This window comes from Gilliamella sp. B2824 (assembly GCF_026536245.1).
GTDB lineage: Bacteria > Pseudomonadota > Gammaproteobacteria > Enterobacterales > Orbaceae > Gilliamella.
The window spans coordinates 159,753-178,716 of the sequence record NZ_JAFNON010000002.1; the positions used below are offsets into that span (position 1 = coordinate 159,753).

Here is an 18,964-nt window from a genome sequence, read left to right on the forward strand (position 1 = left end):
ATTAATAACGCATTAAAAATTAGATGGAAAATTTAATTCAACTTACCGATAAAGATTATATAAGCAAGGGGTTACACCGTAAATGCTATCATCACCCAGATGATCCGAATAAGTGCATCAAAGTCAATTATAATGACGGGGCAGAAGAAGAAACCAACCGCGAAATAGCCTATTATAAGCATCTTATTAAACGCCACATATCATGGGATGCGTTAGCACAATATTACGGTCCGGTAAACACCAATTATGGCCAAGGTCATGTGTTTGAACTCATTCGTGATTATAACGGTGAAATAGCGACTCCACTTGAAAAATATTTGTTGGATGAACAGCTAACCAAACAATATTTTGATGCATTAGTCATTTCGCTAAAAGCATTAAAAACAGCATTGTTAAATGATCGAATTATTACCATGACAATCAAAAGTAAAAATATTTTATTTCAACATTTATCACCAGAAGCAAATCGCTTAATTATTATTGATAACATTGGTAATTCGACATTGATTCCTATCGCTAATTATGTTTCTTATTTTGCTAGAGCCAAAATTGAACGCACTTGGCAACGGTTTTTAGCTTCATTAATCAGAGAAAACAAACACAATCAGTTAATCACTCAATTAGTTAACGAGGTGAATCAGTAAGGCGCAATGTTGCTACTGCACCTTTAATATTATCTTGTCTATTGTTAAGGGTGAATACGCCATGATGTAAATTAGATATACGATTAACGATGCTTAACCCAAGCCCTATTCCATTATGTTTTCTATCCATACGGAAAAAAGCTTGGGTCAGTTTTTCACTTTTTGACTCATCAATGCCCATCCCTTCATCGATAACCGAAATAACGATATCTTTGTCGTCCTTAAGGCAACTAACAGTGATGTTAGTATTTTCGGGGCTATATCGATGAGCGTTTTCAACTAAATTACGTACTAATAGACGAATTAACGTCGCATCACCATTAAACGTTACAGTATGGTCAATAACCTGCCACAAAACTAACTGATTTTTTTGCGAAGTTAATTCGCTTAACTCATCGGTTAATGGAATCATGACATCTTGATAAAAATTAATTTTTTGATATTGACCAATAGTAAATTTTTGACTGGCTCTAGCTAGCATCAATAATTGTTCAACTGTATTGACCAAACGATCAATTCGCTCAATTAATTCATGGCAATCAATGTGATGTTTAGTTTCTAATAATTCCAAATGGAGACGAATACCGGCTAAAGGTGTTCGCATTTCGTGAGCAACATCAGCGGTAAAAAGCCGCTCTTGTGATAACGTGTTATTCAATCTTAAAAATAGATTATTTAATACCGTAGTAATCGATTTGATCTCTCGCATATTACTAATTGGGGCAATGGGTTTAAGATTTTCCTCAGTACGTTGGTTAAGATCGTGCTCAAGAACTTCTAGTGGTTTTGTTATCCATTTAATTGCCTTATAAGCTAAAAATAATGTAACTAGCATCATCGAAAAAGCTGAACAAAACAAAGCAAAGATAGCTTCAAGTTCCTCATGTTCGACAACTTCGTCAATTTTATTTTGGCTTAAAGTTAAATTCACTAAAACATCAATCTGTTCTTTACTTTCATGCCATAACCAAAACACGGTGATGATTTGACAAATCAGCATAATAGCGCCCAAAGTAAAAAATAGATTCCAGCGAATTGTGTGACGAATTTTACTGATAGAATTTATGATCATAAAATTTTTTCTTAATTGATTGTGCATGGTTAATCGTCTTGAGTATTAAGCTGATAACCGTAACCTCTTACAGTACGTATTAAATTTTTACCCAGTTTATTTCGTAGCCCATGAATATAAACTTCCAGTACATTTGAACTCGGATCACTTTGCCAATCATACAAATCATTTTGCAACAGATCTCGATGGACTTTTTCACCGGCTTTTAACATTAATCGAGATAACACAATAAATTCCTTAGGGGTTAGCATCACTTCTTGATTAGACAAAATGGTCTTTTGTTGTTTTATATCAATGGTGATAGGACCATAACTAATAAGGTTTTCGGCAATTCCCTGATGCCGACGTATCAGCGCTCGAATGCGTGCTAATAATTCAGTCAAAGCAAAGGGTTTAATTAAGTAATCATCCGCACCAAGATCTAATCCTTGAACCCTATCTTCAATAGTATCTCGAGCGGTTAAAATCAATACAGGGATACTAATTTTATTTTTACGCCAGCGTGTTAAAAGCTCAAGTCCATCACAATCGGGCAAGCCAAGATCTAAAATAATCAAACTAAATTGTCCAAATAGTAAATGTTGTTCAGCTTGTTCCCCTGTTGCCGCCACTTCACAAACATAACCATTCGCGGTGATACCATCATACAACCCTTTTTGTAACAGATTATCGTCTTCAACAATTAATATTTTCATGATTTTTAAAACCTATCCACGAGCATTTTTACAAGAATTTAAGCTATCGAGTGATTGATTATACTCTTTAGTCTGAATAGCAAAAATGCCTAATAATAAATGAAACAAATTATCATGCGATAAAAGGTCCTGTTTTGCATGATTTTGTATACATGCTGTATTGATATGATTTAAGTTTGCTAAATGCTTTGAAATCCACAAAATAAATGGAATTTTAGTTTGTTGTGTTGGCGCAATTGAATAAGGAAAACTGTGTAAATATAGACCATTTTCACCCAACGATTCGCCATGATCGGATAAATAGATCAGCATCGTGTTATATTTATTTTGCTTACGTTGTAAAAGTTCAATTGTTTGATTGATAATATAATCAGTATACACAATCGTATTATCGTAAGTATTCACTAAACTGCCTAAGTCACAATTAGTTATCTGATTAGTATCACATGTTGGTGTAAATGTTCTAAATTGTTCAGGATAACGTTGATAGTAATTTGGACCATGACTACCTAAAGGATGTAAAACAATTAAGGAATCTTTATCAAGATGTTGCAGCTTTGTGGCTAACTCATTGACAAGCACTTCATCATAACACGCCCCATCTTGGCAAAGTTTGCTACCGCTATTTAGATACTTTTTAGTTATATTTTCATTTTCAATCCTGTTACAAACACCTTTACAACCAGTATTATTATCCAACCAAATTACATTTATACCTTGTTTGTTTAAAATATCGAGTATATTTTCTTGACGTAAAGCTAAAGCTTCATCGTAATTTTTACGTGACATATTCGAAAACATACAAGGGATAGAAAAAGCAGTATAGGTACCACACGACGTTGTATTTTGAAACGAGATAACATCATCACGTTTGCTTAACAAAGGCGTTGTGTTTTTACCATAACCATTTAGTGCAAAATTTTCACTACGCGCTGTTTCGCCAACTATTAACACAACAACTGTTTTAATAGCTTCACTATCACTATTAACGACTTGCCGATGAGCATCATCACCGATTGTTAAAAAAGGGCGATTTTTATTTTGTTCAAATTGATATTGTCCGTATAGTGCACCAATATAATTGGATGGGAGTAGATATTTGATTATTTTGCTATTATTACGCATAAACGTAGCATAATTTTTATAAAAAATAAGCGCAATAAGCCCAACCAATAACAGTGCTAATAATACAATCATGACATGCTTAAATAAAAAATATAATCCTATCGTTCTTGGTTTAATTTTAACAAGTATAATGACAATACTGGGTAAAATCCCTAACAGTAAAATACAGTTTATTAATTCAAAGGTTATCAACGATGCCGATTCAGTAAAACTCGTCTCTAACGTATTTTGCAACATACTGCGATCAATCATAATGCCAAATCTGAGCATAAAATAAGAGAGTGCTGAACCGATTATGACTAAACTACTTGCTACTATTTTAACTAACCATTGATTTAATAGCAGAGTGAGCAGGATAAAAATCACACAAAAAACAACAACAGGCATGGATATAAAAAAGGCAATATTTTCAATAGAATCTAAAGATAATTTGATTAAAACTTGTTTGTAAAAACTGATATTCAAAATTGTCGCTTGATATACTGCAACTGACACAATGAGCGTACGCAGTGATATAGGACGAGTTAAAAGCATTTGAATTATTCTTTTCATAAAAAACCTATACTACATTTATACCTATCCCTAAAGGAAGTTCGTGTTTAGCTATCAGCGTTAATGAATATGTAAAAATGAATGATGTTTATTTAATTAAAATACTGATCAGCGAATAAAAATCATTGATAGTAATTTATAAATAATCGGCCATAATTTTTGTATTACATAAGCTGAAATTAAACTCACTATAAAGCCCCCCACTATGTCTAATGGCCAATGGACACCTAAGTAGACTCGGCTCCAACAGACTAAAATAGCCACAACAGTAAATAGCATTAGAAGTTTTTTTAATTTAGCACCGTAATTTAAGCAAATGACTAAACAAATAGTCCAAACAAAAACCGCATGTTGGCTAGGAAATGAACTTGTTTTATCGTGATATAAATAATTGGTCCCTATATTTTGTGCAAAAGGACGCGGTGAATAAAAGAGATGGCGAAGAATAAACGTGACCAATAATGCCAAAGCTAAACCAATGGCAATTTTAATAATTAATTGTCGACAAGAAGGCTGTAAAAACCAATAAATGCCTAAAACAATGACAGGCAAATAAACTAAATAATTTGCACAAAAAACAGCAAAATAGACAAATGTTTTTGAAGCTTGTTCTGATGCATTAATGAGTAAAAAAAGTTGAGTATTCACATTGTTCCACATAAAAAAAACCAATATTATTTATAATGTGAACTAATTTAATCAATAAATCTTAATACAACCTTAATGCAATAAATTTCAAATATAAATTCCATTTCGGTTTGATACGCCCAAGTAAAGTGGAATAAGGCTATATTTGATAAAGGGATAATGATTTTACCAAACTTAACATAATCAGAAATTATGGTTAGTTTGGCGGTTCAACAATAATGATCAGTGAATACGAAATAATCGACTTTTTGATAGCATAGATAAAGAAAAATCCAACAACCAGCAAATAATAAAATAAACGACAATGACAAATAAAAATATCTCGGTTGGATAAACCATACTACGATTGTTGATTTGTGTTGCAACAAAAGTAAATTCAGCCACACCAACAATATAAGCTAAAGAGGTATCTTTAATGAGTGAAACCCATTGATTAACGAAAGATGGCAACATCATTTTTAGTGCTTGCGGCAAAATAATAAAAATAATAACTTGTCTTTTAGTCAAACCTAACGAATAGGCTGCTTGCCACTGTTCTTTGGCAATCGCAATCATACCCGCATAAACTGAATGACCAATATAAGCCGCGCCAATTAAGGATAACGCGAATATCACTGTAGCTATAGCTGGCACATCAATATCAAGCAATATAGGTAATAAAAAGTAAGTCCAAAAAATTAGCATAATCACAGGAATAGCTCTTAAAAAACCCAATAAACTAATTAATATATAGCGACATATACCTTTGGCCACCGTTAAGCCTACCCCAGCTAAAATCCCCAAAAGTGTGGAAAAAAAGATAGCGGCAATGCTCATTAATAGTGTCAAGAAAATGCCGCCAGGAAAGTTTCCCCACATTAAATAATCCAGGTTATTCCAAATAAGTGCTAAACCTTTAAGTTCCATAACTAAACCTTGTTACCAAATTGCAGTCGTTTTGCCTGATAAATATTGCCGAGCGTACCTACAATCACTATAGCTAAAATATATAAAAACGTTGCAATGGCAAAATCCTGAAAAGTTTTAAGCGATTCAGTTTCTACTTGTCGAGAAACGTAAGACAACTCTAAGACGCCAATGGCCATGGTCAGGGATGAATTTTTGATAATATTCATATATTGACCAATTAATGGTGGGAATGCGATACGAAAACTTTGCGGCAGAATAATAAAACGCATACTTTGCCACCAAGTCAACCCGAGTGCCGATGATGCCTGCTGTTGCCCTTTACTCACCCCAGATATTCCTGCTCGAAATTCTTCAGAAATAAACGCACTAGAATAAAATGTTAAAGCAATCAAACCAATAATAAATTCAAATGACGGCATTTTTAAAGTGAACAAAAATAAATTAATCTGTGGTTCATCAAATAACCACATTTTAAATTCAGCAGGTAATAAACTTCCAATGCCAAAGTACCAAAAAAACAGTTGAGGCAATAATGGCGAATAACGAAAAATGGCGTTATAGCTAACTACAACGCCTTTGATAAATTTGATATGACTTTGTTGAGCAATAACTAGCAAAAAACCCAATACAGTAGATAAAATGATTGTTAAAACCGAAATAGCGATAGTGACTAAAAAACCATCCCATAACCACCATAAGTAACGTGGTTCTAGTAACTGCTCAAACATAAATTATAAACCTTGACCTATTTTAAAATCACCGCGCGGCATAGCTGATTTGGTTTCTGGTCCAAACCAACGATTATAAATCGTTAACGCTTCACCATCATTTTCAAGTTTTAATAGTATTTGGTCAACCTTTTCTTTCAAACGGGTTTCCCCTTTTGGAATACCAACAGCTTGATACTCTTGGGTAATACTAAATGGCGAAATTTCAAATGCGGCGCGTTGTTCGTCAGGCACATTAGCAAGTAACCCAATTAATTTAGCATCATCTTGAGTAATAGCTTGTACCACACCATTACGCAATGCAGTAAAAGCAAAAGGCGTATCGTCATAGGAGATTACTTTAGCTGTTGGATACTTTTCACGTAAAGTAATTTCCATTACCGTACCTTTATCAGCACCAATGCGTAAATTTTTTAAATCATCAGGCGATTTTAATAACCCTTTTTTGGCAATAAATTTTTGCCCGGTAGCAAAGTAAGGTAAACTAAAATCGACTGTTTTAGCGCGTTCATCAGTAACCGTAAAGTTTGCTACAATCAGATCGGCTTTTTGTGAGGTTAGTAAGGGAATACGGTTAGCCGGATTAGTTGGAACAAGATCAACTTTTACATTCAATGCTTTAGCAATTTCATTAGCATAATCAACATCAAGCCCTGCAATTTTATTCGTTTTTTCATCAATAAAGCCAAACGGCGGATTGCTATCAAATACGGCTATTTTAATTTCACCGCGTTTTTCAATATCATCCAAACGATCCGCAAAAGCAGAATTCGTTCCTAATAAACTACCAATTAATGCTACTACTGTTAGCGTTTTAGTTAAAAATTTCATCTTGATTTCCCCAAATAAGGATAGAGTTAAGTACAACTAAAGTCTAACAGCAAATAACTTAGGTAACTAAATAATAAATTTTTACATGGTTATAACTAATAGTTATATTGAATATAAATAAGAATTGTAAACATTGATAAATAGGTAAAAGTTTATCACAAAAAAACAAGTTCATTAACTGAACTTGTTTTGACTTTTTTGTAGGATGTTTTTGTAAAGAATTTAAAGAATATTTGCAGGAACTTTAAATACAACTTTTCGTACTTTTTGGGGAACATTAATCATACACAAAGCCTGATGGGCCTCACCAGGTGCAAAAGTAACAAAATCTCCTTCAGTTAAATAAATAGCATTATTTATCTTAGGATTTTCCAAAATATACAAATCAGGCTTTTTCTCATAGCAAGGTTCATTACTAGAATCAATCAAACTGTAACGAATGATTTCTTCACCTTCTAAGATCATTTGAATATCTAAAAATAGCTTATGAAACTCTGTATGTCGCTCTTGCTCAGGTGAAGTATAAGAATCACCGATATTATAAAACCACTCTTCTCCTTTTAGTTGATATCTACCATCAGGTAAAGTCTTTAGATATTCAAAGCTAGCTTCTGGTCGAGCTAAAATACTATATAACGACTTAGGTAGTGTTGCTAAATGTAGAAATTTTGTATTACCAGCAATCATTTTCAATCTCCCTTTGCCAGTTTACCTTTTAAAATTTAAGCCCTTTAAATTTGCTAGGACTTATTATCAATAGTGGACTTAACCCAATCTTCTTCAACCAAAACATATTTAATTGCCATTCTAAAATAGGTATAGGCGATGTGTAACTTACCATCTAAGCCTTGTTTGATACTTGGATATGAAAACTCTCGATTAAGATTGTCTTTAGAATTATTTGACATACAGTAACCATCACCTTCATCCAAATTTCGAATATAGGGCCATGTTTTACCATTATCAGTGGAAATTGCTAACGACATAGGCGCTCGAGGAGCACCCCAGAAAGCATTTTTTTGTCCATCAAGAATTTTTGCTTCTTCTTTATGTGCACTGCTTTCATCTTCTATTTCATCATAAAGAGATACACGCCTTTCTTTGGCATCTTTGGCACTTGAGTTATTAAATACTAGGGCAATATGACCATTATCTAATACTGTGGCTTGAATTGATGAATTATTATTAGGTAATATGGTAGCAACAGGATTGGTCCACGTATAACCACCATCTGTTGATCTACTTTCATAAATATGATCAGCCCAGCGACTACGAAAAATAGCATACAAAGAGTTATCTTTTAGCATTAAGATATTCATATGCACACAGCCTAGACTTTCAGGGACATCAATATTTGACCATGTTTTACCTTTATCTTTAGAAATCATCACACCGCTAGTGTCATAACTTCCAACCCACTTTTCACCCGGTTTTGCAATACAGTAAAAAACTGGCAATAACCAATCCCCGTTTGGCATAACTGTAATAGGCTGGCGAATAAAAATACCTTTATTGGGGTCTTCCAATAATGTTTCAATCGGCCCCCAGGTTTCTCCATAATCTAGTGATTTTCGATAACGGACAATCGCAGTATCTTGGTTTCCTGAAATTTGCGCAGTATATAAAATCCATAAAACATTATCGGGATCTAAAAAGAATAATGGGTTTTGTTCAGATCGTGTTGGATCGTCCGAAAGTTTAACTGCTTTTGTCCATGTATCACTCCCTTTTTTTAATCTAGAATAATATGCAGAAATGTCAGGAATCCCTTCTTGTGTTCCACCAAACCATGTGCAAAGTAGATCACCATTTGGCAATTGCAACAAATTTGCTGCATGATTTTGCACACATTCGGTCGGCAAATATGCATCAACACGTTGTGAATCATCAGTATTTTTACATAATCGGCCCGAACAATCTAATGTTACTTTTGTCATTCCTTTATCTCCTTATAAATTATCCGCTTTAACTTTAGTTTTTACAAAAGGACTGATTAGCACTTTGTCTAATAACATAATTAATGCCGGTGAAATTAATGCTACATACATGTTATTAATACCAAATGGGTCACCGCAGTAGAACCAAAGAGACGTTATAATTGCAGCACCAACTAAAGCCATATTTGCAGCTCGTGTACTATTTAAAAATGGTAGATAGAAGGCTATCATTGCTACAATGGTAATTGATAAACGAATTGCTCTTGTGAAGAATGATAATTTCAAAACTTCAGGAAAAGCAAGTACAAGTAATAATGGAGCAAAACCAACAATAACCGAAATAATTTTTGTTGCTTTAAATTCTTTTTCTGCTGTTGGTTTACAGTAAGGAACATAGAAATCTTTAACAATTAAAGAAGCTATTGCTAATGCCACTGTACTAACACTGATAAAAATTGAAGCAACTAATGATGTAGTAATAATGCCTGCCATGAAAGGGTTCATATCTTGAATAAATACAGGTAGTGCATATAAACTTTTAATGTCAGGATGTAGGAATTTTGCACAAACACCAATAACAGCTATTGCTATCGCAATTGGTAAGCAGAAAAAGAAAGCATACCAACAAGCTCTTTTAGCTGATCTTGCATCTTTAGTTGATGATATAGCTTGAATAACAAATTGCGTACAGAATATTGAGCCTATAGTACCGATTAACCAGGCAAAAATCGTACTAGCACCGATTGAACCATCCCAAGTCCAATAATGAGGCGGCATTTGTTCAATCATAGGACCAAAACCACCAGTAAGATAAAGCGCTGTTCCTAAAATAAATAACACACCAAAATACTTAACTGCGCTATGAATAATTGTTACATAAGCAACACCTTTCAAGCCACCAAAAGCGAAATAAAATGTACTCACCACAGCAGTAATAAAGGCGGCAACGGGTAAAGAAATTTGAAGTACAGTAGAAATAGCTGCTGCACCACTAATATAATTTCCGACATTTACCAGTATTAATGCGTAAATCATTATAAGCGAAATTAGATTCTTAGTTGAATTACCATATTTTTGAGCGATAGCACCAGAAATTGTAATTTCCCCTGTGTTATAAATTTTTTTAACTAATATCAAACCAAATAGAGGAAAACCTATTGCTGCACCTATAACTGACCATGATGCTGCAATACCATTATCAAACGCGGACTGAGCCGTACCTATAGTTGACTTCGCACCAATATACTCAGTCATCAATAAAATACCAACGACAATTGCAGGTACAGCTCGAGAACCTTCCATAAAGTCACTATTATTTTTACTTCTTAAAAAATAAGTCATCCATGAGGTAGCTAAAATATAAAGAACTACAATACTAATTATTATTATCGTGTCAATCGTTCCAAAATAATGCATAAATCACCTTTCATGTTTAATATAATTACAAACTAAGTATTTGTTATAATTCTTTAATAATATTTTTAATTGTGGCTATATGTTCACCCGTGAACAAAATTGGATAACGACTTACACCAACATCTTCGCCCATTAAAGTTAATGCTTTCTTAACAGCTGCTGGTGAAAATACTGTTGCATACAAATTTTTTCTTAAATCCCCAACCGCATCTTGAGCTGCTTTAGATTTAGCCAGATCACCTTTTTTAAAATTTTTCCAGATGGCATTAATATAACCTGGTGCAACATTTGCTAACCCTGAAATTGATCCAACTGCACCACCAATAAAACCCTGATAAATAAGCGAATCTGGCCCTGTTAATACATCAAAACCATCAATTTTATTAGCGACATCTAGGAATGCTTGTAAGCTTTCTGCACTACCTGCACTATCTTTAATCCCTAAAATATTAGGATGTTCAGCTAGTTTGGCAGCGGTTTCTGGTTGAATTGTGTTACCGGTTCTTGCGGGGATATTGTATAAAAAGACTGGAACAGTAAGAGCGTCAGCAATAGCCGTATAGTGATAAATTAGCTCCTCTTGTTTAACGGGTATAAAATAAGGTGCTATGACTGATACCGCATCAACGCCTAATTTCTCAATCTCTTTACCTAATTTGATTGTTTCACGTGTCGAGATTTCTCCAATATGAGCCATAACAGGCGATCTCCCTGCTACTTCATCAACACAAACTTCAGTCACTTTAATTTTTTCTTGAGTACTTAATACAAAAAACTCACCATTAGTACCATTGCAAAAAACACTGTTTCCATTTGTTAGTTGACGTTGGACTTGTTTACGCATCCGTTTTGGACAAAAATCACCATTGTCATCAAAGGTGGTAACAATAGCGGTTAAAATTCCTTCTATTTTTTTTCTCATTATATTTACTCCTGCTAACCAAGTTTTTTATAAAAGCGATCGATAAATAGCTAATACATCTTGTTTGGAAACTTGCTTTGGTACGTTATTCATTAAACGTTTCACATCAAGAGCTGCATCAACTAGATAATGTAGATCGTCTGATGAGATATTGAGTTCCTGTAATTTGCAAGGCAATGCTAAGCGTTTTACTAGTTCTCTAAAGTAGTTAACTAAAGCATGTGATTTTTCTTCTGCTGTTAAGGTTAGAACGGCATCAGGTAAAAGATCATAAGCTTGAGCGAATTTATCAACTACTGCATCACGAACAAATTCCATACAAGGAACAAGTAAAATGGCATTAGCAACACCATGAGGAATATGGTATTTACCGCCAAGTGGGTAAGACATTGCATGAACTAAATGAGTACCTGCATGAGCAATCGCAGCTCCACCATAATAAGACGCCCATAACATATTCAGTTTTGTTTCTATATTGGTTTTATCATTAACTGATTTTTCGAGAGAATTAAATAATTTTTGCATACCGATTAAGGCATAATTGTCACCTATAGGATTAGAAATATTGGCTGTAAAGCACTCTATTAGATGGCATAATGCATCTATACCTGTTGAGGCAGCAATATGATTTGGCATTGACGTTGTTAATTCAGGTACTAAACAGACATAATCAGGTAACATAACAGGAGAAATTATCCCTTGTTTTGTATCTTTTTCTGGAATAGCTAAAATAGCATTAGGAGTTGCTTCCGAACCTGTTCCAGCTGTAGTGGGAATCAATATAGAAGTACAACGCCTAGTTGGTTTTTGCCCATCTAATAACTGTTCAAGTGTAATGTTTGAATCTTTGATACATAAAACAGAAATCAATTTAGCCACATCAAGTACACTTCCACCACCGACACCAATTACAAGATCTGCATTAGAAACTTTCATTTTATTTAATAAATTAGTGACATCATGATGACTTGGTTCTGGTGGGATATCATCAACTATGGTTACTAAAGCAACATTTTCTTGCACTTTTTTGATAAGTTCTTTTGTTACGGATAAATTAATAATATTTTGATCTGTTATAAACAGAACATGTTTACGATCTTTCAATAAAAAATAGAGATCTTTTAAAACTCCTTGCCCACTAAGAATTGTGCTATTTATATGCATAATTATCCCCACCAAAAAAAATGAAAACTATAAATCAAATTGATCTAATTTAATCATTAAATATTAATTTATGTTTGAATTATGAGCAAGAAAAATGTAAAAAAATATGACAAAGATCACATTATGATTATTTTGATTTTTTTTAATCATATTGACTATTATTTTTAATCAAGAATATGTATAATCAACAGAATAAAAGGAATTATTTATGATCAAGGGATCTTAATGATTAAATTAATTATTGCTGATGACTTCACTGGTTCTAACGACGCAGGTGTACAATTAGTAAATAAAGGATTAGTAGTTAATGTAGTTTTCGATTGGGAAAAAGCCAACTTATCGAAAAAATATGGTATTCAAGAAATTAAAAACGACAATCACGAAGTTATGGTCGTGAATACTGAAAGTCGAGCCGTATCAAATGAAGAAGCAAAAAAAAGAATACAAACTGTTATAACAAATAATCCTAATTTAAAACAGATTTATAAAAAAATTGATTCTACTTTACGGGGAAATATTGGTACTGAAATAGCCGCACTACTGGATAATATTAAAAATAAAGTTGCACTGGTTATACCCGCATTTCCCAATATGAATCGTACGACAATAAATGGCAATTGTTACATAAATGGAATCGAGTTAGTTAAAACCGAATTTGCAAGTGATCCTAAAACGCCTATTTACTCATCAAACATAAAAGCTTGTATTGAACAACAAACCAATCACTCATGTGACGAGATCTATTTAGACAAAGTAAGAAGTGGTGTTTTAAAACAACATATTGAAAATGCGATCAATAACGAAAAAAAAATAATCGTTATTGATGCTGAAACAAATGATGATTTACAACATATTGTTGAACAAATTTTACCATTACAAGATAAGCTTTTATTAGTTGGATCGGCTGGGCTGATTGATTTTTTGCCTATACATCATCATGAAAAAAGGTCAACTAAACTAAAAAGCAGCACTCATCCATTGTTAGTCATAGCGGGGTCAATGAGTGAAAAAACACAACAACAAATAAACTATACAGCTAAACATAAAGATAATCTGATAATTTTTGATATTAATGTTGCAGATTTATTATCCAATATATCACTATCTAAATTATCCCAATTGGCCAAAGAGATTCAATCACAACTAGATTGTCAAAAACATTGCATAGTCAGAACCAGTTCTAATATCGCTGAACGTTATAAAGTTGAAGATTATTGTCAAGAATATAACTTAACTCGAGAACAACTTGGTGAACAAATTTGTCAATCTTTAGGTCTATTAGTCAAGCAACTACAGTTTGAAAATCTATTTTTGACTGGCGGCGATGTGGCTATAGCTGTAGCCAAGTCTTTAGGGGCAATAGGCTTTAGAATTGAAGGGCAAGTAAGCCTAGGTGTACCTTATGGTCAATTAATCAGTAACAAGCTTTTGTCATATCGAGTATTTACCAAAGCTGGAGGCTTTGGTTCGAACGATATATTTTTAAGAACATTAGAATTTATTTAAAGGAGAAATACGATGTCAAAGATCGTAGCGATAACAATGGGCGATCCAGCTGGTATTGGACCAGAAATTATTGTAAAAGCTTTACAATCAGAAGTAATTAAAAATATACATTCTGTTGTAGTCGGTTCTGCGGATGTCCTAAAAAAACAATTAAAAATGGGATTATTTACTAATGTAAAAATTAATGTAATTGAACAGGTTAGTAATGCAATTTTTCAACCTAATATTATTAATGTTATTGATATTAAATTGGACGATATTGATACTTTAAAACCTGGAATCATTCAACCCCAAGCTGGTGATTTGGCTTATCGTTGCGTAAAAAAGGCGACAGAACTTGCTTTGAATGGTGAAGTATCAAGTATTGCGACTGCACCACTTAATAAAGAGGCCTTACATTCTGCTGGGCATATGTATCCAGGACACACCGAATTATTAGCAAAATTAACCGATAGCAAAGATGTAGCAATGGTGCTTTACACCGATTCACTTAAAGTCATCCATGTCACAACTCATATTTCATTACGTAAATTTTTAGATACCTTAAGTAGTGAACGTATTGAAAAAGTCATTAAAATTGCTAATGATTTCCTTACAAAAATTGGGATTAAACACCCTAAAATTGCCGTTGCAGGCGTTAATCCTCATGCTGGTGAGCATGGTTTATTTGGTGATGAAGAGATTAAAATTGTTACGCCCGCTATCGAAAAAATGCGTCAATGTGGAATTGATGCCATTGGCCCCTGTGCTCCAGATACCGTATTTTTACAAGCACATCAAGGCAAATTTGATATGGTCGTTGCCATGTATCACGATCAAGGTCATATTCCACTTAAGTTATTAGGATTTTATGATGGTGTAAATATTGCCGCTGGTTTACCGTTCATTCGCACATCCGCTGACCACGGAACCGCCTATGATATTGCTTGGCAAGGTGTTGCAAAACCAGATAGTATGATAGAATCGATTCGATTAGCGGAACTGTTATCTAAGTAAAAAATAGAAGGAGAAATTTTCAGTGGGAAAATACAATCGACTTGAGCAAATCATGGACTACTTAAAAATTCATAATCTGGTGACAGTCGAAGAGTTAGTTATCGCAACTGAAGCCTCTCCTGCTACTATTCGACGCGATTTAATCAAATTAGATCAACAAGGTGTCATTAGTCGAACACATGGGGGCGTAACACTAAACCGTTTTATTCCTAGTCAACCAACTACTTTTGAAAAAATCCATAAAAATTTTAACGAAAAACAACTTATAGCAGATGTAGCTGCAAAGCTAATAAAACCTGGTGACTCAATCGCTCTTGATGCCGGAACAACGACATTAGAAATAGCAAAAAGAATTACGCAAATGCCAGTTAGGGTCATTACATCTGACTTACATATTGCGCTATTTTTGTCTGAATTTAAACAAATTGAAGTCACAATAATTGGTGGCAAAATTGATGACAGTAGCCAATCTTGCATCGGTGAACATGGTCGCTCCTTGTTATTACAAATTAATCCTGATATATCCTTTGTTAGTTGTAACTCTTGGAGCCTAAGTAAAGGTGTAACAGCACCAACTGAAGATAAAGCACTAATTAAAGCCAGCTTTGCTGAAAAAGCAGATAAAGTTGTTCTTGCTGCAGATAGTAGTAAATATAATTCTTACTCTTTATTTACGTCTATACCACTAAACCGCTTTACTGACATTATTACTGATAATCATCTTGATATAGAATCCGTACAAGCTCTTAAAAATCAAACATTTAAATTACATATTGCAAAATAGTCTATTCCACTAATAAAAGATCACCAATGAAAAAACTTTATTTGTAGTATTAGCTTCAGTAAAAAATTATCCCCTATTTACTATATTTGCGCCGGCATTAATTATATATATTTTATTAAACTTATCTTTCATGTAAATTGAAAGGTGACGTATAGTGTAGATGATTAATCAAAAATATTTTTAGATGTCTGGTTGCACAATATGTTGTTGCTAACTCACATAACATCTTCATTTTATAAACTGCTTTAGCTTCCTATTATTTCATTTTCGACAAAAAAGTAAGCAATCTCTCTTTCGGCTGATGCCGCTGAATCCGAACCATGTACTGCATTTTCAGTCACACTGTCAGCAAAATCTGCTCGCAACGTGCCCGCAGCCGCTTTAGATAAATCAGTTGGCCCCATCAATTCACGATAGCGTTGAATTGCATTTTCACCTTCAAGTACTTGCACAACAATTGCACCAGATGTCATAAATTTTACTAAATTGTCAAAAAACGGTTTACCTTGATGTTCAGCATAAAAGCCCGCCGCTTGTTCTTGTGTTAATTTCAACATTTTTAATGCAATAATCTTCAATTTTGCTTGTGATATACGCGTTTCAATCTCACCAATTATCTGTTTACGAACTGCATTTGGCTTGATAATTGATAAAGTTCGTTCTATAGCCATAAGTTAATCCTTATTAATTGAAGCTAAATTTGACACGTGCAATTTGACCACTTTCATCTAACAATAATAAAAAGTGTTCACCTTTTTGTGATAAAGTGACTGCAACTTTATCACTATCCATCGAATGTGCAATAAGATTGCCATCTAAAAACCACCATTTTTCTCCATATCCCCCCTCTGGCGTTAAATCAACAGTGACTTGATTGTTGCCGGGCAATGCCCTAAGCAATTGTTTATCATTTAGTCCAACAATATTGAGTGACATAAAAACATCTTGCCCCATTACCGGACAACGTTTATCAATTGGTGGCAATAAAGCCCGTCTTTTCTCTTTGGTTAATAGAAAGTTTTCTAAGGATACTGGCCATAGCGCGACTTGTTTTTTTTGCGCGCCGGGGCAATCCGCCGCGACACGCTCACCTTGTTCATTAACCCAAATCGTTATTGAACCAGAACGATAAATATTATTTTTTAACTCACTATAGGTGCTTAATGTTGGTGGAACCATATTATTCAATACCCATGCTGTTTTTTGGCGGTGACAGTTTGCATCTGACTCAGGAAGCGGTTGCCCTAATGGCCAACAAATTTTTATAGATGATACTGATTCTGGTTTTGGATAAGCAGTAAGTGGACGATTTAAACGGTTTTCTCGGTTTAATAAAATAGAATTAACATGTTGTAAAATTGGCATTGCAGAGATTGAACCATATTGCCCCACAACAGGCGTTCCATCAGGCCGCCCTACCCAAACCCCAATTAAATATCGTGGATTAATACCAATTGCCCAAGCATCGCGATAGCCATAACTGGTTCCGGTTTTATAAGCTAATAAATTATTATTAATTAGCATTTGTCTTGTTATCCAAGCGCTACCATCTGAAATAAGGGGTTTAGTAATTAATGGCGCTTGTTGAGTAAAGCGCAAAGGACTCACCTCACCATGCCTTGCAAATGCACTATAAGCGCTGACAAGATTATCCATTCTTACAGAAGCGCCACCTAATATATAAGAGATATTCGGCTCATTTGCTATGGACGATAAAGGTAAACCAATGCCAGCCAATTTACCGGCAAATCGTTTTGGCCCATATAACTCAATTAATTGAACTGCTGGTAAGTTTAATGATTTACTTAATGCATCCGATGCGCTAACCGGGCCATTGAATCCCTCATCAAAATTAGTGGGTCGATAATCAGTGGTAATACGTGGAACATCTTGGAGTAACGATTCTGAATGAATCATACCATCATCAATGGCAAAGGCATAAATGAAAGGTTTTAGTGTAGAGCCAGGCGATCTTAACGCACTAATCATATCCACTTGGCCAAAGCGCTCTTTGTCATTAAAATCAGCTGAACCGATATACGCTTTAACTGTCATATCAGTATGATCGACAACCAAAATAGCCAATGATGTTTTAGGCGGTAGTTGTGAGGCTCGATTGATGGCTAAATCTTCTAAATTATATTGAAGCGAAGCATCAATAGTGGAATGAATAATATCCTCATTCGGATATTTCTGTTTTAGACGATAAGCCAATAAAGGCGCCAACTGCGGTGCTTTTCGTGGATAGACCCAAACTTCGTCACGTCGGACTTGATCGATCAAATCATTAGGCCACACCTTATATTGCGCCAATCTATCTAATACTTTATCGCGAGCTTGCTTCGCTCTTTCAGGAAATCGATCAGGCCTCAATCGACTTGGCGCTTGAGGTAATACGGCTAATAATACAGCTTCACTTCTTGTTAACGCTTTGGGATGTTTACCAAAATAGGACCAGCTTGCTGCGCCAATACCCTCTATTGTGCCACCATAAGGAGCATGATTAATATATAAAGTTAAAATCTCCTTTTTACTATAATGTAATTCAAGTTGCAGGGTTCGAAAAAGCTGTTTTAGCTTACCGAGCAGTGTTCGATCATGTGGATATAATAATCTCGCCACTTGCATAGAGAGAGTACTGCCTCCGGAAATGATTCGATCATTAGCTATATTTTGCCAAGCTGCACGAACTAAAGAAACCGGATTGATACCGATATGATCGTAAAAATAACGATCTTCATAATTTAATAAAACGTCAAGATAATAGTCAGGCACTTCATCAAGGTTGACCGAATAACGCCAAACACCATTTTGGTCTGCAAATCGCCATAAGGGTGTTTCATCTTCAGCAACAACCGTCTGCGTAGTTTTATTTTGGGAAATAGATAATGGAAAAAGAGAATCAGCAATCAAAAAACTACCGACTAATAAAACCAATAATATCAATACAAATTTGAATAATTTATAGAAGTGTTTTTTCATTATCGTTGTTATGTGACCTTGCTAAATATACTTACAAATAAAAATTCCGCCAA

The 18,964-nt window shown here is 34.2% G+C and carries 18 protein-coding genes; 4 read left to right on the forward strand and 14 right to left on the reverse strand.

Annotated elements, in window-relative coordinates; all coding sequences use genetic code 11:
* Positions 1 to 23 precede the first annotated feature (23 nt).
* Complete coding sequence (locus J3U56_RS02710; RefSeq protein WP_267333089.1) at positions 24 to 644, forward strand: YrbL family protein; 621 nt, start codon at positions 24 to 26, stop codon at positions 642 to 644.
* Here the strand turns inward: J3U56_RS02710 and pmrB are convergent.
* The 12 genes from pmrB to J3U56_RS02770 all read right to left on the reverse strand — a co-directional run bounded on the left by pmrB (position 625) and on the right by J3U56_RS02770 (position 12,643).
* Positions 625 to 1,716 (reverse strand): two-component system sensor histidine kinase PmrB, encoded by a 1,092-nt coding sequence (gene pmrB / locus J3U56_RS02715; protein WP_267343843.1) that lies wholly within the window; start codon positions 1,714 to 1,716, stop codon positions 625 to 627. The two genes, J3U56_RS02710 and pmrB, sit on opposite strands and share 20 nt — an antisense overlap.
* Positions 1,717 to 1,745: 29 nt before the next feature.
* Positions 1,746 to 2,411 (reverse strand): two-component system response regulator PmrA, encoded by a 666-nt coding sequence (gene pmrA / locus J3U56_RS02720; RefSeq protein WP_267333091.1) that lies wholly within the window; start codon positions 2,409 to 2,411, stop codon positions 1,746 to 1,748.
* Between the two features lie 12 nt (positions 2,412 to 2,423).
* Positions 2,424 to 4,088: a phosphoethanolamine transferase EptA gene (gene eptA, locus J3U56_RS02725; RefSeq protein ID WP_267366613.1), complete on the reverse strand. Its 1,665-nt coding sequence runs from the start codon at positions 4,086 to 4,088 to the stop codon at positions 2,424 to 2,426.
* A gap of 108 nt (positions 4,089 to 4,196) precedes the next feature.
* Positions 4,197 to 4,736 carry a phosphatase PAP2 family protein gene (locus J3U56_RS02730; protein WP_267343841.1) on the reverse strand — a complete coding sequence of 180 codons (540 nt, stop codon included), beginning with the start codon at positions 4,734 to 4,736 and terminating at the stop codon, positions 4,197 to 4,199.
* A gap of 222 nt (positions 4,737 to 4,958) precedes the next feature.
* Positions 4,959 to 5,642, reverse strand: coding sequence for an amino acid ABC transporter permease (locus tag J3U56_RS02735; protein WP_267333094.1), 684 nt, complete (start codon positions 5,640 to 5,642; stop codon positions 4,959 to 4,961).
* A 2-nt stretch (positions 5,643 to 5,644) separates the two neighbouring features.
* Positions 5,645 to 6,373, reverse strand: coding sequence for an amino acid ABC transporter permease (locus J3U56_RS02740; RefSeq protein WP_267366615.1), 729 nt, complete (start codon positions 6,371 to 6,373; stop codon positions 5,645 to 5,647).
* Positions 6,374 to 6,376: 3 nt separating this feature from the next.
* A complete protein-coding gene (locus J3U56_RS02745; RefSeq protein ID WP_416379559.1) occupies positions 6,377 to 7,210 on the reverse strand; it encodes an ABC transporter substrate-binding protein in 834 nt (277 codons plus the stop codon).
* A gap of 216 nt (positions 7,211 to 7,426) precedes the next feature.
* A complete protein-coding gene (locus J3U56_RS02750) occupies positions 7,427 to 7,891 on the reverse strand; it encodes a YhcH/YjgK/YiaL family protein (RefSeq protein WP_267343839.1) in 465 nt (154 codons plus the stop codon).
* A 53-nt stretch (positions 7,892 to 7,944) separates the two neighbouring features.
* Positions 7,945 to 9,141: a sialidase family protein gene (locus J3U56_RS02755; RefSeq protein WP_267343838.1), complete on the reverse strand. Its 1,197-nt coding sequence runs from the start codon at positions 9,139 to 9,141 to the stop codon at positions 7,945 to 7,947.
* Positions 9,142 to 9,153: 12 nt separating this feature from the next.
* On the reverse strand, positions 9,154 to 10,557 hold the full coding sequence (locus J3U56_RS02760) for a sodium:solute symporter family protein (RefSeq protein ID WP_267343837.1): 1,404 nt from the start codon (positions 10,555 to 10,557) through the stop codon (positions 9,154 to 9,156).
* 43 nt (positions 10,558 to 10,600) lie between these two features.
* The gene (locus J3U56_RS02765) at positions 10,601 to 11,479 is read right to left on the reverse strand and encodes a dihydrodipicolinate synthase family protein (protein WP_267343836.1); all 879 of its coding nucleotides are present in this window, start codon (positions 11,477 to 11,479) and stop codon (positions 10,601 to 10,603) included.
* Positions 11,480 to 11,506: 27 nt separating this feature from the next.
* Positions 11,507 to 12,643, reverse strand: a complete 1,137-nt coding sequence (locus J3U56_RS02770; protein WP_267343835.1) for an iron-containing alcohol dehydrogenase — start codon at positions 12,641 to 12,643, stop codon at positions 11,507 to 11,509.
* A 225-nt stretch (positions 12,644 to 12,868) separates the two neighbouring features.
* Between J3U56_RS02770 and dtnK the strand changes: the two genes are divergently transcribed.
* The 3 genes from dtnK to J3U56_RS02785 are packed head-to-tail and all read left to right on the forward strand — an operon-like array spanning position 12,869 to position 15,929.
* Complete coding sequence (dtnK, locus tag J3U56_RS02775; protein WP_267343834.1) at positions 12,869 to 14,149, forward strand: D-threonate kinase; 1,281 nt, start codon at positions 12,869 to 12,871, stop codon at positions 14,147 to 14,149.
* Between the two features lie 12 nt (positions 14,150 to 14,161).
* A complete protein-coding gene (gene pdxA, locus J3U56_RS02780; RefSeq protein WP_267366617.1) occupies positions 14,162 to 15,145 on the forward strand; it encodes a 4-hydroxythreonine-4-phosphate dehydrogenase PdxA in 984 nt (327 codons plus the stop codon).
* A gap of 22 nt (positions 15,146 to 15,167) precedes the next feature.
* A complete protein-coding gene (locus J3U56_RS02785; RefSeq protein ID WP_267343832.1) occupies positions 15,168 to 15,929 on the forward strand; it encodes a DeoR/GlpR family DNA-binding transcription regulator in 762 nt (253 codons plus the stop codon).
* A gap of 245 nt (positions 15,930 to 16,174) precedes the next feature.
* On the opposite strand, the gene ndk is transcribed toward J3U56_RS02785, so the two are convergent.
* Positions 16,175 to 16,600, reverse strand: a complete 426-nt coding sequence (ndk, locus tag J3U56_RS02790; RefSeq protein WP_267366619.1) for a nucleoside-diphosphate kinase — start codon at positions 16,598 to 16,600, stop codon at positions 16,175 to 16,177.
* Between the two features lie 13 nt (positions 16,601 to 16,613).
* Entirely contained in the window at positions 16,614 to 18,911 is a 2,298-nt protein-coding gene (gene pbpC / locus J3U56_RS02795) for a penicillin-binding protein 1C (RefSeq protein WP_267333098.1), read from the reverse strand.
* Positions 18,912 to 18,964: the final 53 nt, after the last annotated feature.